Raw genomic sequence first — 19,998 nt, forward strand, 5'->3', positions numbered from 1 at the left:
CCATGGCTGCCTCCCGCCCCCGCCGCACGCTGTTGCCTGTGCGCGGGTTGGCGGGCAGGGGCAGCAGCCCATCTTCCAGCAATGGTCAGCGCGAGTTCACCAGCGAGAGTGCTGGTCCGCCGGAAGAAGGCGTAGATCCATCGTCGGCAGACACCGCGCTGCCCAATGGCGTCGCAAGAGAACTGATTGGCGGCGAGGGCGCGGATGCACTGACCATCTACCTGCGTCAGGTCCGGCGCACCGAGCTCTTCACGCCTGCGCAGGAATACCAGACTGCATGCGCCGCGCGGGCCGGCGACTTTGCGGCGCGGCAATCGATGATCGAGCACAACCTGCGGCTCGTGGTCAACATCGCCAAGAGCTACCTGGGCAGGGGCGTGCCGCTGTCCGACCTCATCGAGGAGGGCAATCTGGGCCTGATGCACGCCATCACCAAGTTCGAGCCTGAGCGCGGCTTTCGCTTTTCCACGTATGCGACCTGGTGGATCCGCCAGTCCGTCGAGCGCGCTGTCATGACGCAGGCGCGCGCGATCCGGTTGCCGGTGCATGTGGTGCGCGAACTGCAGCAGGTTCTGAGGGCTCGCCGCACGCTCGAAGGCGACGCCGAGTTCCTTGCGCACCGGCCCGACGGTGTGCGCGTGGAAGACATTGCCGCGTTGCTGGGCCGCGAGGTGCAGGCGGTGGCCGACTTGCTGGCCCTGTCCGAAGCCCCGCGCTCGCTGGATGCGGGCGACGCCCACGGAGACGAGGGCTTCACGCTGGCCGACACCGTGGCTTCCGAAGACGAGCAGGCTAGTCCGACCGGCGTGGCGCACACGCACGAGGTGGAACGCCTGCTCGACCAATGGGTGCACGCCCTCGACGCGCGCGAACGCGAGGTGCTGGAAGGGCGCTACGGCCTGCACGACCGCGAGCCCGAAACGCTGGAAGTACTGAGCGTGCGCCTCGGCCTCACGCGCGAGCGCGTGCGGCAGATCCAGAACGAGGCGCTGGCCAAGATGCGCCGCCAACTGGCCCGCTCGGGTGTGGGTCGCGACGCACTGTTCTAGGGGGCCCCGGCCACGCTGAGACAATCGGGGGATGACGGAATCCATCGAAGAAAAGAAAGTCCCCACGAATCCCGGCGAAGAATGGCTGCAGGTCGAGTCTCTCGACCTCGATGCGCAGGGCGTAGCGCACAAGGCCGACGGCATGGTCGTGTTCATCGAAGGTGCATTGCCTTTCGAGGAAGTGCAGTTCAATGTTCATCGCCGCAAGAACAACTGGGAGCAGGGCACGGTCACAGCCATCCGCCGCGAATCGTCGCAGCGGGTGCGCCCGGGCTGCCCGCATTTCGGCCTGCACACGGGCGCCTGCGGCGGTTGCAAGATGCAGCATCTGGACGCTGCCGCTCAAGTGGCCGTGAAGCAGCGAGCTCTGGAAGACAACCTGTGGCACCTCGGCAAGGTCAAGCCAGAAAACCTGCTGCGGCCGCTCGAAGGGCCGGCCTGGCACTACCGCTACCGCGCGCGCCTCTCGGTGCGCCATGTGGTCAAGAAGGGCACGGTGCTGATCGGCTTTCACGAGCGCAAGAGTCGCTATCTGGCCGACATGCAGGTGTGCCCGGTGCTGCCGAAGCAGGTCAGCGAGATGCTGATGCCGCTGCGCGCGTTGATCGGTTCGATGGACGCGCGCGAGACCTGCCCGCAGATCGAACTGGCCTGCGGCGACGCACCCGATTCCACGCGGCTCGGCACGATCGCCCTGGTGCTGCGTCACCTCGAGCCGCTCTCGCGTGCGGACATCGACCGGTTGAAGGCCTTTGCCGCAGGCAATGAAGGCGTCCAGTGGTGGCTGCAGGCCAAGGGGCCGGAAACCGTGAAGCTGCTGGAAGAGGGCGGCACGCCACTGGCCTATCGGCTGCCGGAATTTGGCGTCACGATGCCGTTCAAGCCTACTGATTTCACGCAGGTCAATCCGCACATCAATCGGGCGCTGGTGGGCAAGGCGCTGCGCCTGCTCGACGTGCAATCGGACGAGCGCGTGATCGACTGGTTCTGTGGCCTAGGCAACTTCACCCTGCCGCTGGCAAGCCAGGCGCGCGAGGTGCTGGGCATTGAGGGCAGCGACACGCTGGTGGCGCGCGCGACCGACAACTTCAAGAGAAATCAGCCTGCAACGTCTGCCCGCCGTGCCTTGTCACCGGCGACTTTCGTGGCGCGCAATCTGTTCGACATGACGCCGGCCATGCTGGTAGCCGACGGCAGCGCCGACAAGTGGCTGGTCGATCCGCCGCGCGAAGGCGCATTCGCGCTGGCAAAGGCCATGGCCGACCTCCATCAGCAGCCTGAGCTGCGCACCGATGGCTGGACGCCGCCCAAGCGTATCGTGTACGTGAGCTGCAATCCGTCGACGCTCGCGCGCGATGCGGGCTTGCTGGTGCATCAGGCGGGTTACCGCTGCACGTTCGCGGGGGTGGTCAACATGTTTCCGCACACCGCACACGTCGAGTCGATCGCGGTCTTCGAACTGGAATGAAAAAGGGCCCCTCGGGGCCCTTTGTTCTGGTGAGCGCGATTCGCTCGCTAGTTCAGTCGCGTTCGCCGCCGAAGATGCCAAGCAGCGCCAACAGGCTCTGGAACACGTTGAACAGGTCGAGGTACAGCGCGAGCGTGGCACTGATGTAGTTGGTTTCGCCGCCGTCCATGATCTGCTTCAGGTCGTACAGCATGTAGGCCGAGAAGATGCCGATGGCGGCCACAGAGATGGCCAGCATGCCCGTGGTCGAACCAACGAACACGTTGATGATGGCGCCGAACATCAACACCAGCGCGCCGACGAACAGAAACTTGCCCATGCCCGACAGGTCGCGCTTGATGACCGTAGCCAGCGAAGCCATCACGAGGAACACGCCGGCAGTGCCGCCGAAGGCCGTCATGATGAGTTCCGAGCCGTTCTTGAAGCCGAGCACCATCGCGATCAGCCGCGACAGCATCAGGCCCATGAAGAAGGTGAAGGCCAGCAGCACCGGCACGCCAGCGGCAGAGTTCTTGGTCTTCTCGATGGCGAACATGAAGCCAAAGGCGCCGCCGAGGAAGACGATGAGGCCCAGGCCACCGGTGAGCGAGCGGGTGATGCCGGTGCTCACGCCGACCCAGGCGCCCAGCACGGTGGGCAGCAGGCTCAGTGCAAGCAGCCAGTAGGTGTTGCGCAGCACGCGCTGGCGTTCAGCCTGCGCCAGCGGCTGGCCGTAGCCTGTTGAAGTGTCTAGGGTGGTAACGCGGTCGTTCATGGCCGGAGCTCCTGTGATTGCTGCAATGATGCAGTTGGGCGCATTCTAGGGGGCTGCAAGAGGGGGTGTCGCAAAGACCGTATGCGGGGTGTTCTCAAGCCCTGAAGACACCCTTGGCGGCATGGTCGTTATGCTGTCGGGTTTTCACGCAAACTGAGCTCATCATGAAGACCAAATCTTTCCTCGAACTCGCCGATGTCAAGGCCATTGCCGCAGCGGCCGAAGCCGAGGCCCTCAAGAACAACTGGGCCGTGACCATCGCGATCTCGGACGACGCCGGCAACCTGCTCTGGCTGCAGCGCCTGGACGGCGCCGCGGCGCTGTCTTCGCACATCGCTCCCGCCAAGGCGCACACGGCAGCCATGGGCCGGCGCGAAAGCAAGGTCTACGAAGACATCATCAACGGTGGCCGCACGGCGTTCCTGACGGCGCCCGAAGTGCAGGGCCTGCTCGAAGGCGGTGTGCCGATCGTCAAGGATGGCCACGTGATCGGTGCCGTTGGCGTGAGCGGCGTGAAGTCGAATGAAGATGCGCAGATCGCCAAGGCAGGCATTGCGGCTCTCGGCCTCTGAGTTTTTCTTCCGCTCAAAGCAAAACGCCGACTTCGAAGTCGGCGTTTTCTTTTGGAGGCTTCAGCGTGAAAAAAAGCTTGGCTAGTCGGCGAACCGTTGGCTAGCAAAAAACGACCCTTCGGAGATGAATCTCCTTGAGTCGCCCCACGATGAAACTTGCGCGAAGGGCGGGCTAAATGACCTACTTGGTCAGGATCAGCTTGCCGAGTTTGGTGGCTTGAAGCCGATAGAGAGAACCGTTGTGCATGATGCCCACGGTCTTGCTTCCTTTCAGAAGCTCCGTGCTTTCGACCATTGGCACCGGACGCGTTGCCTGGATGGACGCATGGCCACCACCCGACTGGTCGAGCGAAGGATGGTTCAGGACAGAAAAGGCATTCGGTGTGGCTGGCATCTGGAGTTCCCTTATCGAAGCGATGAGTGAATGATAATGATTCTCAATAAAAAGTCAATCGCTGCGATCAACTTTTTTTAGTTTGCGATTTCAGATCACTTCGCGTCGGGCTCGGTGATGAAGCCGATCTTGCGCACACCGGCTTCACGAGCTTCCGACATCGCCTTGGCCACGCGCTCGTAACGCACGGCCTTGTCGCCGCGGATGTGCAACTCGGGTTGCGGTTCCTTGGCGGCTTCGGCGGCAAGGCGATTGGGCAGCTCGCTGTCGTCGATCTTCTGTTCGTTCCAGTAGTAGGAGCCATCAGCCGTGACGCTGAACAGAATGTTCTGCGGTTTGGGCTGCTCTGGCTCGCTGGAAGCGCGCGGCAGGTCGATGTTGACCGCGTGCTTCATCACCGGCACGGTGATGATGAAGATGATGAGGAGCACCAGCATGACGTCGACCAGCGGCGTCATGTTGATCTCGTTCATCACCTCATCGGGTTCGTCTTGTGTTCCGAAGGCCATGTTGCTCAGCCCTTCTTGAGCGGGACCACGACGGCATCGCCGCTACCGCTCTGGACGCGGGCGCCGGTCACGAAGTAGGCGTGCAGGTCGTGGGCGAAGGCGTTGAGCTTGGTCAGCACGAACTTGTTGCCGCGCACCAGTGCGTTGTAGCCCAGCACCGCGGGAATGGCCACGGCCAGACCGAGTGCCGTCATGATCAACGCTTCACCGATCGGGCCGGCCACCTTGTCGATGGTCGCCTGGCCGGCCGAGCCGATGCTCATCAGCGCGTGATAGATGCCCCAGACGGTGCCGAACAGGCCGATGAACGGCGCGGTGGAACCGACCGAAGCCAGGATCGCGAGGCCGGTCTGCAGGCGGGCGGTGAAGGCGTCGATGCCGTTGCGTAGTGCACGCGTGATCCAGTCGCTCACATCGAGCGCATCGTGCAGATGGGCCTTGGTGTTGCGATGGTGGGCAGCCGCCTCGCGGCCTTCGAGGGCCAGCGCGCGGAACGGGTTGCTGTCGTCCTTGCCCAGTTTGTTCAGTGCGGTGGCGAAGTCTTCGCTGTGCCAGAAATCCTGCGAGTGCTTGGCGAGGCGCTTGTAGCGGATGACGTCGAGTGCCTTGACGATGATCACGATCCACGACGCGAGCGACATGCCGATCAGCAGCACGGCCACGGCTTTGGTGACGAAATCGCCCTGGTTCCAGACGTGCATCAAGCCAAATTGGGAATCCATACGAAGTTGCTCCAGAGAAAAATTAGTTCAGGACGTAGTTGACGGGGGCGTCATAAGACATGGCCTGCACCACGCCGTTGACCTTGCCGGGCACAAACCGGCATTTCATGATGTATTCCACGGCCGCCTCGTCGAGGCGATCGAAGCCGCTGGATTTCTTGACCTCGGCGCTCTTGGGCAGGCCGTCGACACCGACGAGCACCCGCACGATCACCTTGCCCTGTTCGCCGAGCCGTTTGCTCATGGCGGGGTAGGTGGCTTTCGGGTTCTGAAGATAGTCGGCGTTGCTCGACGGCAGTTGCACGGCTGGCGGTGCTGGGGGCGCAGGTGGTGGCGCGGGCGGTGCCGGTGGAGCGGGAGGTGCCGGCGGCGTTGCCGGGGGCGGCGGTTCCGTTACGCCAACGGGCGCCATGGGCGCCGGCGTGGGCTTTGGCTCGCGAATGGCCTGGGGCCGCGGCGGAGGCGGAGCCTTGGTCACCTTGGGTTGGGGTGGTGGTGGAGGGGGCGGCGGAGGCGGGTCCGCCTTCGGCTTCGGTGGCTCGACGAACTGGCTCAGTATTTCGACCGGAATCACCACTTCGGCGGCGCGGCGCAGTAATCCGCTTTGAAGCGCCCAGAGCGCGGCCGCGTGAAACAGGATGACACCGCCGGCGATGACGACATTGCGCGAAAGGCCGAGGACGGAGGGGGGGGGAGCAAAGCGGTCAGACACGATCAACCATTCGAATGCGGGCACCGCGAAAGGTGCCCCGATTGCAGCAAAAACCGCTACGAAGACGCCAGTTGCGTTACTTGCGAAAGATCCACCAGACCGAACCTGCGACCAGAATCAGGCTGCCGCCGAGTGCCGAGACGAGTTCCATGCCTTGCTTTCCTTGATGGAGTTGGCAAGCTGGATCGCTCTCGGACCCGAATCGCAATTCAGCGCGGCGACCGGATGCGAAGCGCTGCACTGCGCGACGATATCGCGCGCACAACCTTCACATTGACCACATTGAGTGGCCACGCCAAGTTCGAATTGCACTTCGTCAAAAGTCATGCCGGCCCGCACATGGCGTGCGATTTCTCGGTCGGAGACTCGGCGGCAGACGCAAACGATCATGGCTGTGAAAGCGGCAGTTGGCTGGCTGTTGGATGTGGCTGATTATAAATAAGAATCCATCGCATTTGCAATAACTATGTGTTACTGATTCATGCAACATCTTGTGCCCTGGGATCAGACCTCCGACCAGAGCCGCAGCAGGTTGTGGTAATGCCCGGTCAGCGCCACCGTTTCCTCGCATTCGCCGAGGCGCGCGCGCAGTTTCTGGATGTTCTGGTCGAGTTCGAACAGCATGCTGCGCTGCTGATCGTTGCGCACCATGCTCTGCAGCCAGAAAAACGAGCAGATCCGTGCTCCCCGGGTCACAGGGTGCACGCGGTGCAGGCTGCTGGCCGGGTAAAGAATGAGGTCGCCGGCCGGCAGCTTCACTTCGTGCGAGCCGTAGGTGTCGATCACCTCCAGTTCGCCGCCCTCGTAGTCTTCGGGATCGCACAGAAAGAGGGTGCATGACAGGTCGGTGCGCAGCTGCTGGCCGCTGCCGGGCAGGGCACGCACCGCACCGTCGACATGAACGCCGTAGTGCTCGCCCCCCTCGTAGCGGTTGAACAGCGGCGGCACGAAGCGCGACGGAAGCGCGGCCGAGAAAAAGAGCGCGTGCCGGGCCAGCGCGGCCAGCACGATGTTGCCCAGCTCCCGGCCGACGGGCGATTGCTCCGGCAACTGGCGGTTGCGCTTGACCTGCGCTCCTTGTGCGCCGACCGTCTCGCGCCCATCGGTCCATTGTGTGGCGTCGAGCGCGGCGCGCATTTCGCGCACCTGGTCAGGGCTCAGCACTTCGGGCACATGCAGCATCATTTTCAGGAACTCCGCAATGAGAAAAGCCCCGGCGCAGGCCGGGGCTCGAGTGTCGCACCGCACCGGGCGAACCCGGCGCGCGCAAGGACCGTCAGAACGCGAAGTTCGCGGTGATCTTGGCCGAGCGCGGCGTGCCCGGCGTGTAGCGGTAGCCGCTCTTGTTGATGGCCGCCACGTAGTCCTTGTCGAACAGGTTGTACAGGTTCAGCTGGATGTCGATGTTCTTGTTGATGCGATAGGAGGCCATCGCATCGAACACCCAGTACGAATCGACATACGCCGGCGTTCCCACCGCGCCGTCGGTGCCGCGCTGCAGCTTGCCGTTGTAGCGGGCGCCGCCGCCGACAGTCAGGCCGAACGGGAACTGGTAGGTAGTCCAGAGCGTGAAGGCCTTCTTCGGCGTGTAGGCGAGGGCGGTCGAGCCGTCGGCCAGCACCGAGGGGCCGCTCGCCACGCGGGTGTTCATGGTGGTGAAGCCCGAGCTCACGCCCCAGTTGTCGGTCAGCGCACCCGACACGCCCAGCTCGACGCCCTGCACGCGCTTCTTGCCGGTCTGGAAGTACTGCTGCGAGACCGTGTCCTGCACGACTTCGTTGCTCACGTCGGTGCGGTACAGCGCCGCCGTCAGGGCCACGCGCTTGTTCATCACGTCCCACTTGGTGCCGACCTCGTAGGTCTTGGCTTTCTGCGGCAGGAAGTCGGTCCGCCCGGTGTTGTTGCCGGTGCCGCTGGCGGCCAGCTGGAAGTTGGCGCCGCCCGGCGGCTGTGCGGCGGTGCCGTAGGCCGCGTAGATGCTGCTGTTCTCGGTCGGCTTGTAGACCAGGCCGATCTTGCCGGAGAGCAGGTTGTCCGACAGCTTCAGGTTGGTCGGCGTGATCGTCGAAGTCTGCGGGCCGTTGCCGGTGCGCGCGAGCGTCAGCGCGGTGGCGTTGTACGTGGTCGAGTAATGGTCGTAGCGCAGGCCGGCGGTCAGCTGCCATTGCTCGTTGAACTTGAGCGTGTCGAAGGCGTAGAGGCCGATGGTGTCGGTGCTGCCGTCCGAGCCAGTGCCGTTGGCGATGCGGTTGTAGCCGCTCACGTACGGGTTCGGGTTGTACAGGTTGGCGGCCGGCCACGAGCCGGCCGCTGCCAGCGTGGTGCCCACGCTGGGGTAGCCCGCGGCGTAGTAGTTATTGGCGCGCTGCGTCTCGCGGATGAATTCGAGGCCGCCGTTGAACGAGTGGCTGATGCTGCCCGTGTTGAACTTGGCCGACACGCTCGTCTGGTTGGTGAAGATCGTGTTTTCCTGGTCCTTGTTGGTGGGCAGGTTGCGCGTGACGGTCCAGCTCGCCGGGATCGTCGGGATCACCGTGTTGAGGAAGCCCGCGTTCGCTGCCGGCAACTGGCCGACACCGGTTGCCGATGCCGTGAGGCCGCCACCCATGAACGACGTCAGCATGTAGTCCTGCGAGGTCTTGCCGTAGCGCGTGGTGTTGCGGATGGTGATGTCGGGCGTCAGGTCGTGCTCGATGCGTGCGGTGAACATGTCGGCCGTCACGTTGTCGAAGTCCGAGCTGGTGCCGTAGAAGTTGCTCGAATCCACGCGCGCGGCGGCGTTCAGGTAGGTGCGGCGCGCCAGGCCGCGCGTGATCGCGGTGGCGTCAGGCGTGCTGTAGCCCGGTAGGCCGATGGTGGGCACGCCGCCATCGGGAATGTTGTTCTGCTTGACGTGCAGGTAGTCGAAGAAGATGCGCGTCGGACTGTTCAGGCCGAGGGCCAGCGACGGGGCGATCGCCGTGCGCTTGTTCTTGACGAAATCGCGTCCGGCCACGCCGCCGTCTTCGGTTACTGCATTCAGGCGGAACGCCGCGCCGATGCCGTTGGCGCTGCTCAGCGACTTGTTCCAGTCGACGCTGCCGCGCTTGAAGTCGGCGCTGCCGAAGCTCAGCGAACCAAGGAAGCTGTCTTCGAGCTTTGGCTTCTTGGTGACCAGGTTGATGTAGCCGGTGGGCGAGGTGCGGCCCACGTCGGTGCCCGACGGACCCTTCACGACCTCGATTTGTTCGATGTTGAACACGTCGCGCGACACCGAGCCCAGGTCGCGGATGCCGTCGACGAAGATCGCGCTCGAGCTGTCGAAGCCGCGCATGAAGACGGCGTCGCCTGTGTTGGTGTTGCCGTTTTCCCCGAGGAAGAAGGTGCCCACGCCGGGCGTGTTGCGCAGCGCCTCGGTCAGCGTGGTCGCGCCCTGGTCGCGAATGATCTGTTCCTTGATGACCTGGATGGTCTGGGGTGTGTTCACCAGAGGAGCCGTGAACTTGGGGTTCGACGAGTTGTCGGTCTTGTAGTCGGCGGCGGTGGAGTCCTGCACGCGGACTTCAGGCAGCGCGCCACCCGATTGGGCGAGAGCGGCTGGGGCTGCAAGGGCCATCAGCGTGGCGGCGGCAGCGCCTGAGAGGTGTGGAACGGCGCGCGCAACAGTGTGTTTGCGGCTCTTGATGTAGGCCATGAAGTTCTTCTCCGAAAAGGGCGGCGGCAGGACTCGACTGGCGATGTCCTGGCGGCCTGCGTTTTCTGGAGAAGCGAGGGCGGACTGGCTGGGTGAGTCGATTTACAAAGCGTTTGTAAATCGCTGCGAATGATATTGTTTCTCAATACGGAGAGGCGCAGATGGAGCCCTTTCTAATCCGAAAGTTTTGCTTTCTGTTGCTATCGCGCAACTGACGCAAGGCGCGCAGGCCTCAATAGACATCGCGGCGATAGCGCCCGCTGGTTGTCAGCTCATTCACCAGCGCCTCGCCCGCAACCTGCCGCAACGCGGCATCCACGCCCGACGCCATGCCTTGGAGGCTTCCGCAGACATAGACGGCCGCGCCGTCGTGCAGCCACCGCAGCAGGGTGTCGGCCGACTGCAGCAGCCGGTGCTGGACATAGAAGCGCTCCGCCTGATCGCGCGAGAACACCATGTCGAGCCGCTGCAGCACGCCGTTGGCTTGCCAGGCTTCGAGTTCTTCGCGGTAAAGAAGGTCGTGGGCGGCCTGGCGTTCGCCGAACACCAGCCAGTTGTCGTGCCTGCCCGCGGCGGCACGGGCCCGCAGGTGCGCGCGCAGGCCAGCCAGGCCGGTGCCATTGCCGATGAGGATCAGCGGCCGCGCTTCGTTGCCATCCAGGCGGAACCCCCGATGAGGCCGCAGCCGCAGGGCCACCGTGTCGCCGATGCTGAGGGTGGACGTGAGCAGTCCCGATGCCGCGCCAAGCGTGCCATCGGGATGCTGCTCCTGCCGGACGAGCAACTGCAGTTCGCCATCGGCGTGTACGGATGAGATCGAATAGTCGCGCGGGCGCGCCGGATCGCTCGCCACCGCCACCTGCGCCAGGTCGCCTGAAGCCCAATGCGGCATCGCGCCGGCCTGCGGTACCAGTCCGAGGTGGAATACCGGTGCACCCGCACTGCCTTGATTGAGCCGCTCGCGTGCAATGAGCCGCCACTGCGTGAAGCTGATAACCGCGCTGTCGTCGGCCGCTGGCGTATCGCCCCATTGCGCTTGCCATGTGGCCAGTGCAGCAGGGTCGCTGTTGTCGACCTCGATGCGATCGAACTCGCGCTTGGCGCCCGTCGCCAGCAGCCACTCGTCGAGCGCGCGGCCGAAGCCGCAGAAGTTGGCGTACTGGCGGTCGCCCAATGCCAGCACGGCATAGCGCAGCGAAGGCAGCTGGGGTGGCGAATTCATCACGCGCTCGGCGAACACGCTGGCGCCATCGGGTGCGTCGCCTTCGCCGTAGGTGCTGGCGATGAAGAGCGCGCGCCGCGCGCCGGCCAGCGTCGGGGTATCGAGCGCGTTCAGCTCCATCACGCGAGCCGGCATGCCTGCGGCGCTCAGCTGCCTTGCGGTCTGCCATGCGATGGCTTCGGCCTGGCCCGTCTGGCTGGCGAACAGCACGAGAACGGGGGGCTCGTCGCCGCTCCCCGAGAGCGCCACGGCGTCGCGCGCGACAGCGGCTTGACGCCTGCGCTCGCGCATGTAGATCGATGCGCAGAGCGCCGCGTACGCCGCTACGGTGGAACCCGCGCCAAGTGCGCGCAAGCCGAAGTCGTTCATGCCCCGGCCGGTGCGGGCCATGCGCGCGTGGCCTTCGCCGCAGGCGATGCGCCGCCATGGCTCACGAACAGCGCGGCAATGTCATGCTGCTGCGCAAAGTCGAATCCTTCATCCGGCCCCAACACCGTCAGCACGGTAGCCAGTGCGTCGGCCTGCATGCATTCCGCGTGCAGCACGGTGACGCTGGCCAGTGCATGAGTGACCGGCTCGCCCGTGCGCGGATCGATGGTGTGCGACCAGCGGCGCCCCTCGTGCGAGCGTTGATGCCATCGGTCGCCCGAGGTGGCGATGGCCATGTCGGCAAGCGCCACGCGACGCGCCTTGGTCGGGTCGCCGTCGACGAGCACTTGCCAAGGCTGCTCACCGGGGCGCCGCCCGATGCCTCGGAGTTCTCCGCCGACTTCAAAGAGAAGATCGACAAGGCCGAGTGCGCGCAGCGCCTCGACGCCATGGTCGACCGCGAAGCCCTTGGCAATGCCCGAAAGATCGAGTGCGATGCCGCCTGCTTGCAGCAGCGAGCCATCGGCCGCATCGAAGGCCAGCCGCGACCAGCCGACGCGCGCACGCGCATCGGCCAAGGCCTTTGCAGCGGGCAAGCCGCCTTCCTGCGCTTCGGGGCCAAAGCCCCAGCAAGCGACGAGCGGACCGACCGTCGGGTCGATCGCGCCACCGCTGGCCGCTCCCCATCGGGAAGCGCAGCGCATCACCTCGGCGAACTCCGCGGGCAGCACATACCGCGACCCGGCAGCCGCACGGTTGAAGCGGCTGATGTCCGAGTCCGGCTCCCAGTGGCTCATCTGCGCGATCACGCGCCCAAGCGCCGACTCGACGGCCGCGCGCACCTGCTCCAGCGGCAGCATCCGCGGATTGTCGAATCGCAGCGACCAGGTGGTGCCCATGGTCTGTCCGCCCAACTGCTGCAGGGTCGCGGGATCGGCGGGGCGCGGTACGGCTGCGTTGGCGTAGCCGCCAGCGCGCCAGGTGCTGAACGAAATGCCCAAGGTGGCTTGCTGTGTCAGGGCATCACTTCAAGGGTGGCCGCGTAGCTCAGGCGGCGTTCCTTGGCTTGTGGCACCGTGGTCTTGTTGTCCTTGGTGCTGGCGTCGAGCCAGTACATGCCGGCGGTTGGCCAGGTCACGCTGAACTGGCCCTTGTCGTCGGTCTTGAGCTTGATTTCCTCGAGCTTGTCGCGGTACTGGGTGTTGCCTGCCGTCACCGTCACTTCGAGGCCCTTGGCGGGCTGGCCGTCGAGGTTCAGCGTGAAGGTGGCCTTCTCGCCCTTGACCAGATCGGTCGGGCTGCCGGTGGCAATCAGCTCCAGCCCCTGGCCGGTCGGCTTGAGCGCAGAAGGCTTGCCGACCGTCACGAAGGTCTCGATGCGGCCGGCTGACTGGGTGACCGTCACGTCTTGTGCATCGGCCGGGATTTCCTTGCCGATGGTTTCGGCCGTGCCGCGCGCACGCTTGGTCTGGCCCGTGGCCTTGTCCTTCCAGCTCGCGAAGGCGCCGGCATTGACGACAGCGATGCGGTAGGTGCCCGATTGCGCCACGCTCACATCGAACACGTTGCGCAGCTTGAGCTTGGCTTCAGTCTCGGGCTTGATGGTGCTGCCATCGGGCGCGGTGATTTGCAGGCCGTCGAGCCGCAGCGGTGCGTGATTGGCCACGAACAGGTCGTTCGACACCGCGGCGTCGACGGTCACGGTGTCGGCCTTGGAGAACACGGTGGAAGAGGGCAGCAGCCAGGCGTTGTGGGCCTGGGCAAGCGAAGCGACGGCCGACAGGGCGATGGCGAGAGAGGCAACGCGCAAATTGAAATGAGTCATGGCAGTTCCTTGATGTGACGGGCTGGCGGTGAAAGCGGAAGGCTGGGCGGTGCCGCTCAGGGCTTGAGTTCGAGCTTGATCTCGCCGAGCTCTTCCTTGCCCGTGGCGGTCGGCTGCGCGGCTGCCGTCGGCGGCCACTGGAAGGGAATGCTCACGACCTCGCGGCCACCGACTTCGCGCGCGGCTTCCACCACGAGCTTGTAGGCGCCCGGTGCGAGCTTGGGCATGGGCGCCGTGCCCTCGGTGAAGCTCAACTGGTGCTTGCCGGCGGGCTTGGTAGCGCCCGTCACGCCATCGACCGGCACCGCGAGTTCGCGGCCGCCGCGGCGCCACCACTGGCGCATGTCCTTCAACCACTTCGTGCCTTCGCCCTCGGGGTTGTTGGTTTTGGTGCGCACGTCGTACCAGACGGCCAGCGTGCCGGCGACGGTGTTGTCGGCGCGCTCGATCCAGGTTGCCACGTAGGGGCGGTGGTACTCGGAGACGTTCAGCCGGGGAATCTCGATGTTGACGGCCAGTCCCGACGCGAAGGCCGGGGCCGCGAACAGCGCCGACATGGCCAGCGGAGCGAGTGAATAGCGAACGTGCACGGGAAACCTCTTTTCCTGGATCGACGATTGATGAATGAATCAGTGAATGAACAGCAGCGCGAGCAGCACCGGCACGACCAGCCCCATGCCCACCATCGGCCAGGTGAACGGCCGGTTGCCTGCATGCATCTTGAGAATGAACAGGCCGGTGATCGAGAAGATCAGTGCGGCGCCCGCGAAGATGTCTATGAACCAGCTCCACGCGGCGCCGGTGTTTCGGCCCTTGTGGAGGTCGTTGAAGTAGGAGAGCCAGCCGCGGTCGGTGCGCTCGTATTCGATCTCGCCGTCGGCCAGGCTCAGGCGCAGCCAGGCATCGCCGCCGGGGCGGGGGAGCGACAGGTAGATTTCGTCGTCTGACCACTCGGCCTCGCGGCCAGCGGTGCCGACGTCCCAGTGCTTCTGCACCCAGGCCTGGAGTTCAGGGGGCAGGGGCGCTTTCCCTTTCTGGGCCTTGGCGGCGGGTACCTGCTTTTCGAGCTGCGCGCGCAGGGTTTCGTCGACTGAACCGCTCAGCTTCGTGATTGCTGGCTTGGCCTCGATCTGCCCCGCGTGGTTGAGCGTGAAGCCGGTGACGCTGAACAGGATCATGCCGATGAGGCAGATGGCCGAACTCACCCAATGCCATTCGTGCAGGGTCTTGAGCCAATAGGCACGGCGGCGGTTGTCGGGGCGGGTGGCAGTCATCGAAGGCGCGGATTTTATCCGTGCGAATGAGAATGACTGTTATTCGTGCGTGGTTAAGTTACGTAAAGCAATAAAAAACGGGACCGAAGTCCCGTTGATTGGCTGGTGCGAAAGTCTCGCTTTATTCGAGCTCGCCCATCTGCGATTGCAGGTAGTTCTGTACCCCGACCTTGTCGATCAGGTCGATCTGGGTTTCGAGGAAGTCGATGTGCTCTTCGGTGTCGTCCAGGATCTCTTGCAGCAGATCGCGCGAGACATAGTCGCGCACCGATTCGCAATGCGCGATGCCGTCCTTGATGGTGGCCTGCGCGCCGGTTTCCGCGCCGAGATCGCAGCGCAGCAGTTCGGGCACGTCTTCGCCGATGTTCAACTTGCCCAGGTCCTGCAGGTTCGGCAGGCCGTCGAGCATGAAGATGCGGTCCATCAGCTTGTCGGCGTGCTTCATTTCGCCGATCGATTCCTCGTATTCCTTCTTCGCCAGCTTATCCAGACCCCAGTGCTTGAGCATGCGGTAGTGGAGGAAGTACTGGTTGATTGCGGTGAGCTCGTTCTTGAGCTGCGCCTGCAGATGTTCGATGACCTTGGGGTCGCCCTTCATGGTTTTTCCTTGTTCTGAAAGCAGCGATTGTCAGAGGGGCGCAGTGGCACTTGCAAGCAATCCCATGCTGCGCCGGTCTGCATGCGTGTGATGGTGATACACGTTCGTATTGCGACCTCGAAAAGGAGGCTCCAGGCTCATCGTGAACATAGCGACTTGCAATACTTTTGATAGATATCAACTATCAAAATATCTGGATTGGTAGTTATACTGATGCTTCGCCCTTTTCATCAGTCACCACCACTAGGAACCAGCATGTCCCTGATCAATACCGAAATCATTCCCTTCAAGGCCACCGCGTATCACAACGGCAAGTTCGTGCCCGTCAGCAACGACAACTTCAAGGGCAAATGGTCGGTCGTGGTGTTCTACCCGGCGGACTTTACGTTCGTGTGTCCCACGGAACTCGGCGACCTGGCCGACCACTACGCTGAATTCCAGAAGCTCGGCGTCGAGGTGTATGGCGTGTCGACCGACACCCACTTCACCCACAAGGCATGGCACGACACCTCGGACACCATCGGCAAGGTCCAGTACCCGCTGATCGGCGACCCGAGCCAGCAACTGGCCCGCGCCTTCCAGGTGCTGATCGAAGAAGGCGAAGACGCCGGCCTGGCCTACCGTGGCACCTTCGTGATCGACCCCGAAGGCAAGATCAAGACCATCGAAGTGCACGACAACGGCATCGGCCGCGACGCCGCCGAACTGCTGCGCCGCGTGAAGGCAGCCCAGTACGTCGCCGCTCACCCCGGTGAAGTTTGCCCCGCCAAGTGGACCGAAGGCGCCGAAACGCTGAAGCCCTCGTTCGACCTCGTCGGCAAGATCTAAGCGCTTCCCGCGCGAAAGCCCGGGCGCTCACGAGGCCCCGGGCTTTTTTGTCCCCAGTTGATAGTTTTCAGTTATCGAAAGAGAGTCTTTCATGCTCGACGCAAGCACCAAAGCCCAATTGAAGAGTTACCTCGAGCGCGCCACGCAGCCGATCGAGATCGTCGCCTCGCTCGACGACAGCAAGGCCTCGGGCGAAATGCTGTCGCTGCTGAAGGACGTTGCCGAATCGTCCCCGCTGGTCAAGCTGACCGAAAGCCGCGACGACAACCATCGCAAGCCCTCGTTCTCGGTCAACCGCCCGAGCGAAAACCACGGCCCGCGTTTTGCCGGCCTGCCGATGGGCCATGAATTCACGTCGCTGATCCTTGCGTTGCTGCAGATCGGCGGCTATCCCCCGAAGGTCGAGCAAGCAGTGCTCGACCAGATCAAGGCGCTCGACGGCGATTTCGAGTTCGAGATCTACGTCTCGCTCACCTGCCACAACTGCCCCGACGTGGTCCAGGCGCTGAACCTGATGGCGGTGCAGAACCCGCGCATCCGCACCACGATGATCGAAGGCGGCACCTTCCAGGAAGAAGTGAAGGAACGCCAGATCATGGCCGTGCCCACCGTGTTCCTCAACGGCACCGAGTTCGGCCAGGGCCGCATGAGCCTGGAAGAAATCCTCGCCAAGATCGACACCAGCGGCGTCGAGCGCGAAGCGAAGAAGATCGCAGCTAAAGACCCGTTCGACGTGCTGATCGTCGGCGGTGGCCCCGCCGGTGCCGCAGCCGCTGTGTACGCAGCGCGCAAGGGCATCCGCACCGGCGTTGCCTCCGAGCGTTTCGGCGGCCAGGTGCTCGACACCATGGGCATCGAGAACTTCATCTCGATCAAGGAAACCGAAGGACCGAAGTTCGCCCACGCGCTCGAAGAGCATGTGCGCGACTACGAGGTCGACATCATGAATCTGCAGCGCGCAAAAGCGCTGGTACCCGGCAGCGACCTCATCGAGGTGAAGCTCGAAAGCGGCGCGTCGCTCAAGAGCAAGTCGGTCATCATTTCGACCGGCGCGCGCTGGCGCAACATCAATGTGCCCGGCGAGCACGAGTTCAAGAACAAGGGCGTGGCCTACTGCCCGCACTGCGACGGCCCGCTGTTCAAGGGCAAGCGCGTGGCGGTGATCGGTGGCGGCAACTCGGGCGTCGAAGCGGCGATCGACCTGGCCGGCATCGTGGGTCACGTCACGCTGATCGAGTTCGACACGCAACTGCGCGCCGACGCCGTGCTGCAGCGCAAGCTCAGGAGCCTGAAGAACGTCGACGTGTTCACCAACGCACAGACCACCGAGATCACCGGCGACCAGAAGGTCAACGGCCTGGTCTACAAGGACCGCGCCACGGGCGAGCTGAAAAAGGTCGAGCTCGAAGGCGTGTTCATCCAGATCGGCCTCGTGCCCAACACCGACTGGCTCAAGGGCACGGTCGAGCTGTCGAAGCACGGCGAAATCATCGTCGACGCACGCGGCCAGACCTCGGTGCCGGGCGTGTTCGCGGCGGGTGACGCAACCACGGTGCCGTTCAAGCAGATCATCATCGCGGCCGGCGACGGCGCGAAGGCGGCGCTCGGTGCGTTCGACCATCTGATCCGCACATCGGCCCCTGCATGAGTAAGCCTTAAGTTGTTTAGATGAGAATTATTCTCATACAATAAAAAGCTCGGGCAACAGCCCTCCATTGCCAGCCAGGTCGTTCGCGCAGTCTTCTGCGCCCGAAGGTCCAGCAAGCAGTTCCTTAACTGTTTCTGGACCTTTTTCGTGGCCTCCAAACTCAACCGACGTCCCTCCCATCGCCTCGCTCTCCTGCCGTGCCTGATCGCCTCCGGGCTCGGTCTTTCGGCACCCTCGTGGGCTCAGCGCGTCGCGGCGCTCAATGAAGTGGTGGTGAGCGGCTCGCGCTCGGAGCAGGCGAGGGACGATCTTCCGGTGAGCACCGAGGTCATCAACCGCGACGACATCGAATCGAAGCAGATCACTGACATCCGCGACGCGGTGCGCGACTTGCCCAACGTGTCCGTCAAGCGCGCCCCCGCGCGCTTCGGCCTCGCGCAGGGCAACACCGGCCGCGACGGCAATGCGGGCTTCAACATCCGTGGCCTCGATGGCAACCGCGTGCTGCTGCTCACGGACGGCATCCGCACGCCACGCAGCTACGTCTTCAGCGCCAACGCCTTCGGGCGAGACTACTTCGACATCAGCCTCGTCGAGCGCATCGAGATCATCAAGGGCCCGGCCTCCGCGCTCTATGGCTCCGACGGCCTGGCGGGCCTGGTGAACTTCATCACGCGCGATCCGTCGTCCTACTTGCGCGACGGCAAGAGCTTTGGTGGCAGCGCCAGCATCGGCTACAGCGGCGACGACAACGGCACGCATGGCGGCGTCACGCTCGCGGGCAAGGCCAACGACACGCTGCAGTGGCTGATCTCGGCCAACATGGGCCGCTCCAGCGCGCTGGAGAACATGGGCACCAACAACGCCGCCAACGTCGACCGCACCACGCCTAACCCCGAGCGCGACCGCAACAAGGCGCTGCTGGCCAAGGTCATCCTCACGCCCAATGCCGACCAGCGCCACGGCTTCACCTTCGAGCACATCGAGAAGACCAGCCGCTACGACCTGCTCTCGGGCGTCGCCAAGCCGCCGTATGCGTCCACCTCGGTCATCGGCCTCAACGCGAAGAACGATCTGCAGCGCGACCGCTTCACCTACGACGGCCGCCTGCGCCTGAACTCCCTCATGGCCGACAGCCTGCTCGCCGTGGTGAGCTACCAGAAGGCGAAGTCGCGCGAGTTCATCTACGAAGACCGCTTCACCGCCGCCGACCGCACGCGCGACGTCACCTACGACGAAAGCACCTGGCAGTTCGGCCTGCAGGCCGACAAGACCGTGCGCACGGGCGACTGGGCGCAGAAGATCACCTACGGCTTCGACTACACGCGCACCAACGTCGAGAACCTGCAAACAGGCCTGGTGCCGCCGGCCGGCGAGACCTATCCGCTCAAGCGCTTTCCCGACACGCGCGAGACCTCGTCTGCGTTCTACGTGCAGGACGAGTTCATCCACGACCGCTGGAGCATCACCCCGGGCATTCGCTTCGACCGCTTTTCGCTTGACGCGAAGCAGGCCGGCTTCGGCGCGCAGGCCGTGTCGCTCTCGGGCTCGGCCGTGTCGCCCAAGCTCGGTGTGTTGTTCCGCGCAACGCCGCAGTGGAGCGTGTACGGTAACTACGCCTCGGGCTTCAAGGCGCCCAATGCGTTCCAGGTCAACAACTTCTTCGAGAACGTGATCTCGGGCTACAAGACGATTCCCAACCCGAATCTCAAGCCCGAGAAGAGCCAGAACATCGAACTCGGCCTGCGCGGGCGCACCGGCGTGCTGAGCTTCGACTTGGCCGCGTTCACCGGCGACTACAAGGACCTGATCGAGAACGACCGGCAGGTCGGCGGCGTGTTCGGCTCGCGCACCAATCCGGCGACCTTCCAGTCGGTGAACATCGGGCGCGCGCGCATCAGCGGCTTCGAGATCAAGGGCGAACTCGACTTCACCAACAACGGCAACGGCTTCTCCGTGCCCTTCGCCTACGGCCAGACGCGCGGGCGCGACCGCACCAACAACCGGCCGCTCAACTCGATCGACCCGAGCAAGGCCAGCGTCGGCGTCAAGTACCAGGCGCCGGTGTGGAGCGTGCGCCTCGACGCCGTGAATCACGCGCGCAAGAAGTGGTCGGACATCGACGGCACCGAGGTCACGACCGGCACCCAGTTCCGGACTCCCGCTGCCACAACCTTTGACCTGAGCGCACAGTGGCGCATCCGCAAGGACTTGCGCCTGAACGCGGCAATCGTCAATCTCACCAACAAGCGCTACTGGATGTGGAGCGACGTGCGCGGCCTGACCTCGACCTCGACGATTCGCGACGCCTACACCCAGCCGGGCCGCAGCTTCAACGTGTCGCTCGTGGCGGACTTCTGATCGCCGCACGACACCGCTTT

Annotated in this window: 20 protein-coding genes; 6 read left to right on the top strand and 14 right to left on the bottom strand. The window is 64.2% G+C overall.

What is annotated here, in order from left to right:
* Window positions 1-2: 2 nt before the first annotated feature.
* On the top strand, window positions 3-1,049 hold the full coding sequence (locus tag ACSFBF_RS15835; protein ID WP_435468501.1) for a sigma-70 family RNA polymerase sigma factor: 1,047 nt from the start codon (window positions 3-5) through the stop codon (window positions 1,047-1,049).
* Between the two features lie 31 nt (window positions 1,050-1,080).
* Complete coding sequence (gene rlmD, locus ACSFBF_RS15840; RefSeq protein WP_435468503.1) at window positions 1,081-2,517, top strand: 23S rRNA (uracil(1939)-C(5))-methyltransferase RlmD; 1,437 nt, start codon at window positions 1,081-1,083, stop codon at window positions 2,515-2,517.
* Between the two features lie 52 nt (window positions 2,518-2,569).
* Here the strand turns inward: rlmD and ACSFBF_RS15845 are convergent, their stop codons facing one another.
* Window positions 2,570-3,271: a Bax inhibitor-1/YccA family protein gene (locus ACSFBF_RS15845; RefSeq protein ID WP_435468505.1), complete on the bottom strand. Its 702-nt coding sequence runs from the start codon at window positions 3,269-3,271 to the stop codon at window positions 2,570-2,572.
* 164 nt (window positions 3,272-3,435) lie between these two features.
* On the opposite strand from ACSFBF_RS15845, the gene ACSFBF_RS15850 reads away from it, so the two are divergent.
* Window positions 3,436-3,843, top strand: a complete 408-nt coding sequence (locus ACSFBF_RS15850) for a GlcG/HbpS family heme-binding protein (RefSeq protein WP_019655898.1) — start codon at window positions 3,436-3,438, stop codon at window positions 3,841-3,843.
* A gap of 181 nt (window positions 3,844-4,024) precedes the next feature.
* On the opposite strand, the gene hemP is transcribed toward ACSFBF_RS15850, so the two are convergent.
* The 13 genes from hemP to bfr form a co-directional block, all read right to left on the bottom strand.
* Window positions 4,025-4,237, bottom strand: coding sequence for a hemin uptake protein HemP (gene hemP / locus ACSFBF_RS15855; protein WP_093051151.1), 213 nt, complete (start codon window positions 4,235-4,237; stop codon window positions 4,025-4,027).
* Between the two features lie 95 nt (window positions 4,238-4,332).
* A complete protein-coding gene (locus tag ACSFBF_RS15860; protein WP_013540501.1) occupies window positions 4,333-4,746 on the bottom strand; it encodes an ExbD/TolR family protein in 414 nt (137 codons plus the stop codon).
* A 5-nt stretch (window positions 4,747-4,751) separates the two neighbouring features.
* A complete protein-coding gene (locus ACSFBF_RS15865) occupies window positions 4,752-5,468 on the bottom strand; it encodes a MotA/TolQ/ExbB proton channel family protein (protein ID WP_435468508.1) in 717 nt (238 codons plus the stop codon).
* 22 nt (window positions 5,469-5,490) lie between these two features.
* Window positions 5,491-6,183: an energy transducer TonB gene (locus ACSFBF_RS15870; RefSeq protein WP_435468802.1), complete on the bottom strand. Its 693-nt coding sequence runs from the start codon at window positions 6,181-6,183 to the stop codon at window positions 5,491-5,493.
* Window positions 6,184-6,297: 114 nt separating this feature from the next.
* The gene (locus ACSFBF_RS15875; RefSeq protein WP_093051142.1) at window positions 6,298-6,570 is read right to left on the bottom strand and encodes a (2Fe-2S)-binding protein; all 273 of its coding nucleotides are present in this window, start codon (window positions 6,568-6,570) and stop codon (window positions 6,298-6,300) included.
* Window positions 6,571-6,684: 114 nt separating this feature from the next.
* Window positions 6,685-7,365, bottom strand: a complete 681-nt coding sequence (locus ACSFBF_RS15880) for a Fe2+-dependent dioxygenase (protein WP_435468511.1) — start codon at window positions 7,363-7,365, stop codon at window positions 6,685-6,687.
* A gap of 91 nt (window positions 7,366-7,456) precedes the next feature.
* Window positions 7,457-9,853 carry a catecholate siderophore receptor Fiu gene (locus ACSFBF_RS15885; RefSeq protein WP_435468513.1) on the bottom strand — a complete coding sequence of 799 codons (2,397 nt, stop codon included), beginning with the start codon at window positions 9,851-9,853 and terminating at the stop codon, window positions 7,457-7,459.
* 232 nt (window positions 9,854-10,085) lie between these two features.
* Window positions 10,086-11,465 (bottom strand): sulfite reductase subunit alpha, encoded by a 1,380-nt coding sequence (locus ACSFBF_RS15890; RefSeq protein WP_435468515.1) that lies wholly within the window; start codon window positions 11,463-11,465, stop codon window positions 10,086-10,088.
* A complete protein-coding gene (locus tag ACSFBF_RS15895; RefSeq protein WP_435468517.1) occupies window positions 11,441-12,445 on the bottom strand; it encodes an FAD:protein FMN transferase in 1,005 nt (334 codons plus the stop codon). The genes ACSFBF_RS15890 and ACSFBF_RS15895 overlap by 25 nt, the downstream gene beginning before the upstream one ends.
* Before the next feature lie 14 nt (window positions 12,446-12,459).
* Window positions 12,460-13,269, bottom strand: a complete 810-nt coding sequence (locus ACSFBF_RS15900) for a DUF4198 domain-containing protein (RefSeq protein ID WP_435468519.1) — start codon at window positions 13,267-13,269, stop codon at window positions 12,460-12,462.
* Window positions 13,270-13,325: 56 nt separating this feature from the next.
* Window positions 13,326-13,826 carry a DUF2271 domain-containing protein gene (locus ACSFBF_RS15905; RefSeq protein WP_371127353.1) on the bottom strand — a complete coding sequence of 167 codons (501 nt, stop codon included), beginning with the start codon at window positions 13,824-13,826 and terminating at the stop codon, window positions 13,326-13,328.
* 72 nt (window positions 13,827-13,898) lie between these two features.
* On the bottom strand, window positions 13,899-14,543 hold the full coding sequence (locus ACSFBF_RS15910; RefSeq protein ID WP_435468521.1) for a PepSY-associated TM helix domain-containing protein: 645 nt from the start codon (window positions 14,541-14,543) through the stop codon (window positions 13,899-13,901).
* A gap of 121 nt (window positions 14,544-14,664) precedes the next feature.
* Complete coding sequence (gene bfr / locus ACSFBF_RS15915) at window positions 14,665-15,141, bottom strand: bacterioferritin (RefSeq protein ID WP_007830763.1); 477 nt, start codon at window positions 15,139-15,141, stop codon at window positions 14,665-14,667.
* A gap of 255 nt (window positions 15,142-15,396) precedes the next feature.
* Here bfr and ahpC point away from each other — a divergent pair, with 255 nt between their 5' ends.
* The 3 genes from ahpC (at window position 15,397) to ACSFBF_RS15930 (ending at window position 19,978) form a co-directional block, all read left to right on the top strand.
* Window positions 15,397-15,969 carry an alkyl hydroperoxide reductase subunit C gene (ahpC, locus tag ACSFBF_RS15920; RefSeq protein WP_093051124.1) on the top strand — a complete coding sequence of 191 codons (573 nt, stop codon included), beginning with the start codon at window positions 15,397-15,399 and terminating at the stop codon, window positions 15,967-15,969.
* 91 nt (window positions 15,970-16,060) lie between these two features.
* Window positions 16,061-17,617, top strand: coding sequence for an alkyl hydroperoxide reductase subunit F (ahpF, locus tag ACSFBF_RS15925; protein ID WP_093051121.1), 1,557 nt, complete (start codon window positions 16,061-16,063; stop codon window positions 17,615-17,617).
* A gap of 147 nt (window positions 17,618-17,764) precedes the next feature.
* Entirely contained in the window at window positions 17,765-19,978 is a 2,214-nt protein-coding gene (locus ACSFBF_RS15930) for a TonB-dependent hemoglobin/transferrin/lactoferrin family receptor (RefSeq protein WP_435468523.1), read from the top strand.
* The last annotated feature ends 20 nt before the right edge of the window (window positions 19,979-19,998 follow it).

The sequence above is a fragment of the Variovorax nivicola genome (assembly GCF_051216475.1).
Lineage (GTDB): Bacteria > Pseudomonadota > Gammaproteobacteria > Burkholderiales > Burkholderiaceae_C > Variovorax.

Bases quoted from the DNA above. Each gene is read 5' to 3' on its own strand.
- ACSFBF_RS15835 (WP_435468501.1), top strand. From the start codon at position 3: ATGGCTGCCTCCCGCCCCCGCCGCACGCTGTTGCCTGTGCGCGGGTTG.
- rlmD (WP_435468503.1), top strand. From the start codon at position 1,081: ATGACGGAATCCATCGAAGAAAAGAAAGTCCCCACGAATCCCGGCGAA.
- ACSFBF_RS15845 (WP_435468505.1), bottom strand. From the start codon at position 3,271: ATGAACGACCGCGTTACCACCCTAGACACTTCAACAGGCTACGGCCAG.
- ACSFBF_RS15850 (WP_019655898.1), top strand. From the start codon at position 3,436: ATGAAGACCAAATCTTTCCTCGAACTCGCCGATGTCAAGGCCATTGCC.
- hemP (WP_093051151.1), bottom strand. From the start codon at position 4,237: ATGCCAGCCACACCGAATGCCTTTTCTGTCCTGAACCATCCTTCGCTC.
- ACSFBF_RS15860 (WP_013540501.1), bottom strand. From the start codon at position 4,746: ATGGCCTTCGGAACACAAGACGAACCCGATGAGGTGATGAACGAGATC.
- ACSFBF_RS15865 (WP_435468508.1), bottom strand. From the start codon at position 5,468: ATGGATTCCCAATTTGGCTTGATGCACGTCTGGAACCAGGGCGATTTC.
- ACSFBF_RS15875 (WP_093051142.1), bottom strand. From the start codon at position 6,570: ATGATCGTTTGCGTCTGCCGCCGAGTCTCCGACCGAGAAATCGCACGC.
- ACSFBF_RS15880 (WP_435468511.1), bottom strand. From the start codon at position 7,365: ATGATGCTGCATGTGCCCGAAGTGCTGAGCCCTGACCAGGTGCGCGAA.
- ACSFBF_RS15885 (WP_435468513.1), bottom strand. From the start codon at position 9,853: ATGGCCTACATCAAGAGCCGCAAACACACTGTTGCGCGCGCCGTTCCA.
- ACSFBF_RS15890 (WP_435468515.1), bottom strand. From the start codon at position 11,465: ATGGCCCGCACCGGCCGGGGCATGAACGACTTCGGCTTGCGCGCACTT.
- ACSFBF_RS15900 (WP_435468519.1), bottom strand. From the start codon at position 13,269: ATGACTCATTTCAATTTGCGCGTTGCCTCTCTCGCCATCGCCCTGTCG.
- ACSFBF_RS15905 (WP_371127353.1), bottom strand. From the start codon at position 13,826: ATGTCGGCGCTGTTCGCGGCCCCGGCCTTCGCGTCGGGACTGGCCGTC.
- ACSFBF_RS15910 (WP_435468521.1), bottom strand. From the start codon at position 14,543: ATGACTGCCACCCGCCCCGACAACCGCCGCCGTGCCTATTGGCTCAAG.
- bfr (WP_007830763.1), bottom strand. From the start codon at position 15,141: ATGAAGGGCGACCCCAAGGTCATCGAACATCTGCAGGCGCAGCTCAAG.
- ahpC (WP_093051124.1), top strand. From the start codon at position 15,397: ATGTCCCTGATCAATACCGAAATCATTCCCTTCAAGGCCACCGCGTAT.
- ahpF (WP_093051121.1), top strand. From the start codon at position 16,061: ATGCTCGACGCAAGCACCAAAGCCCAATTGAAGAGTTACCTCGAGCGC.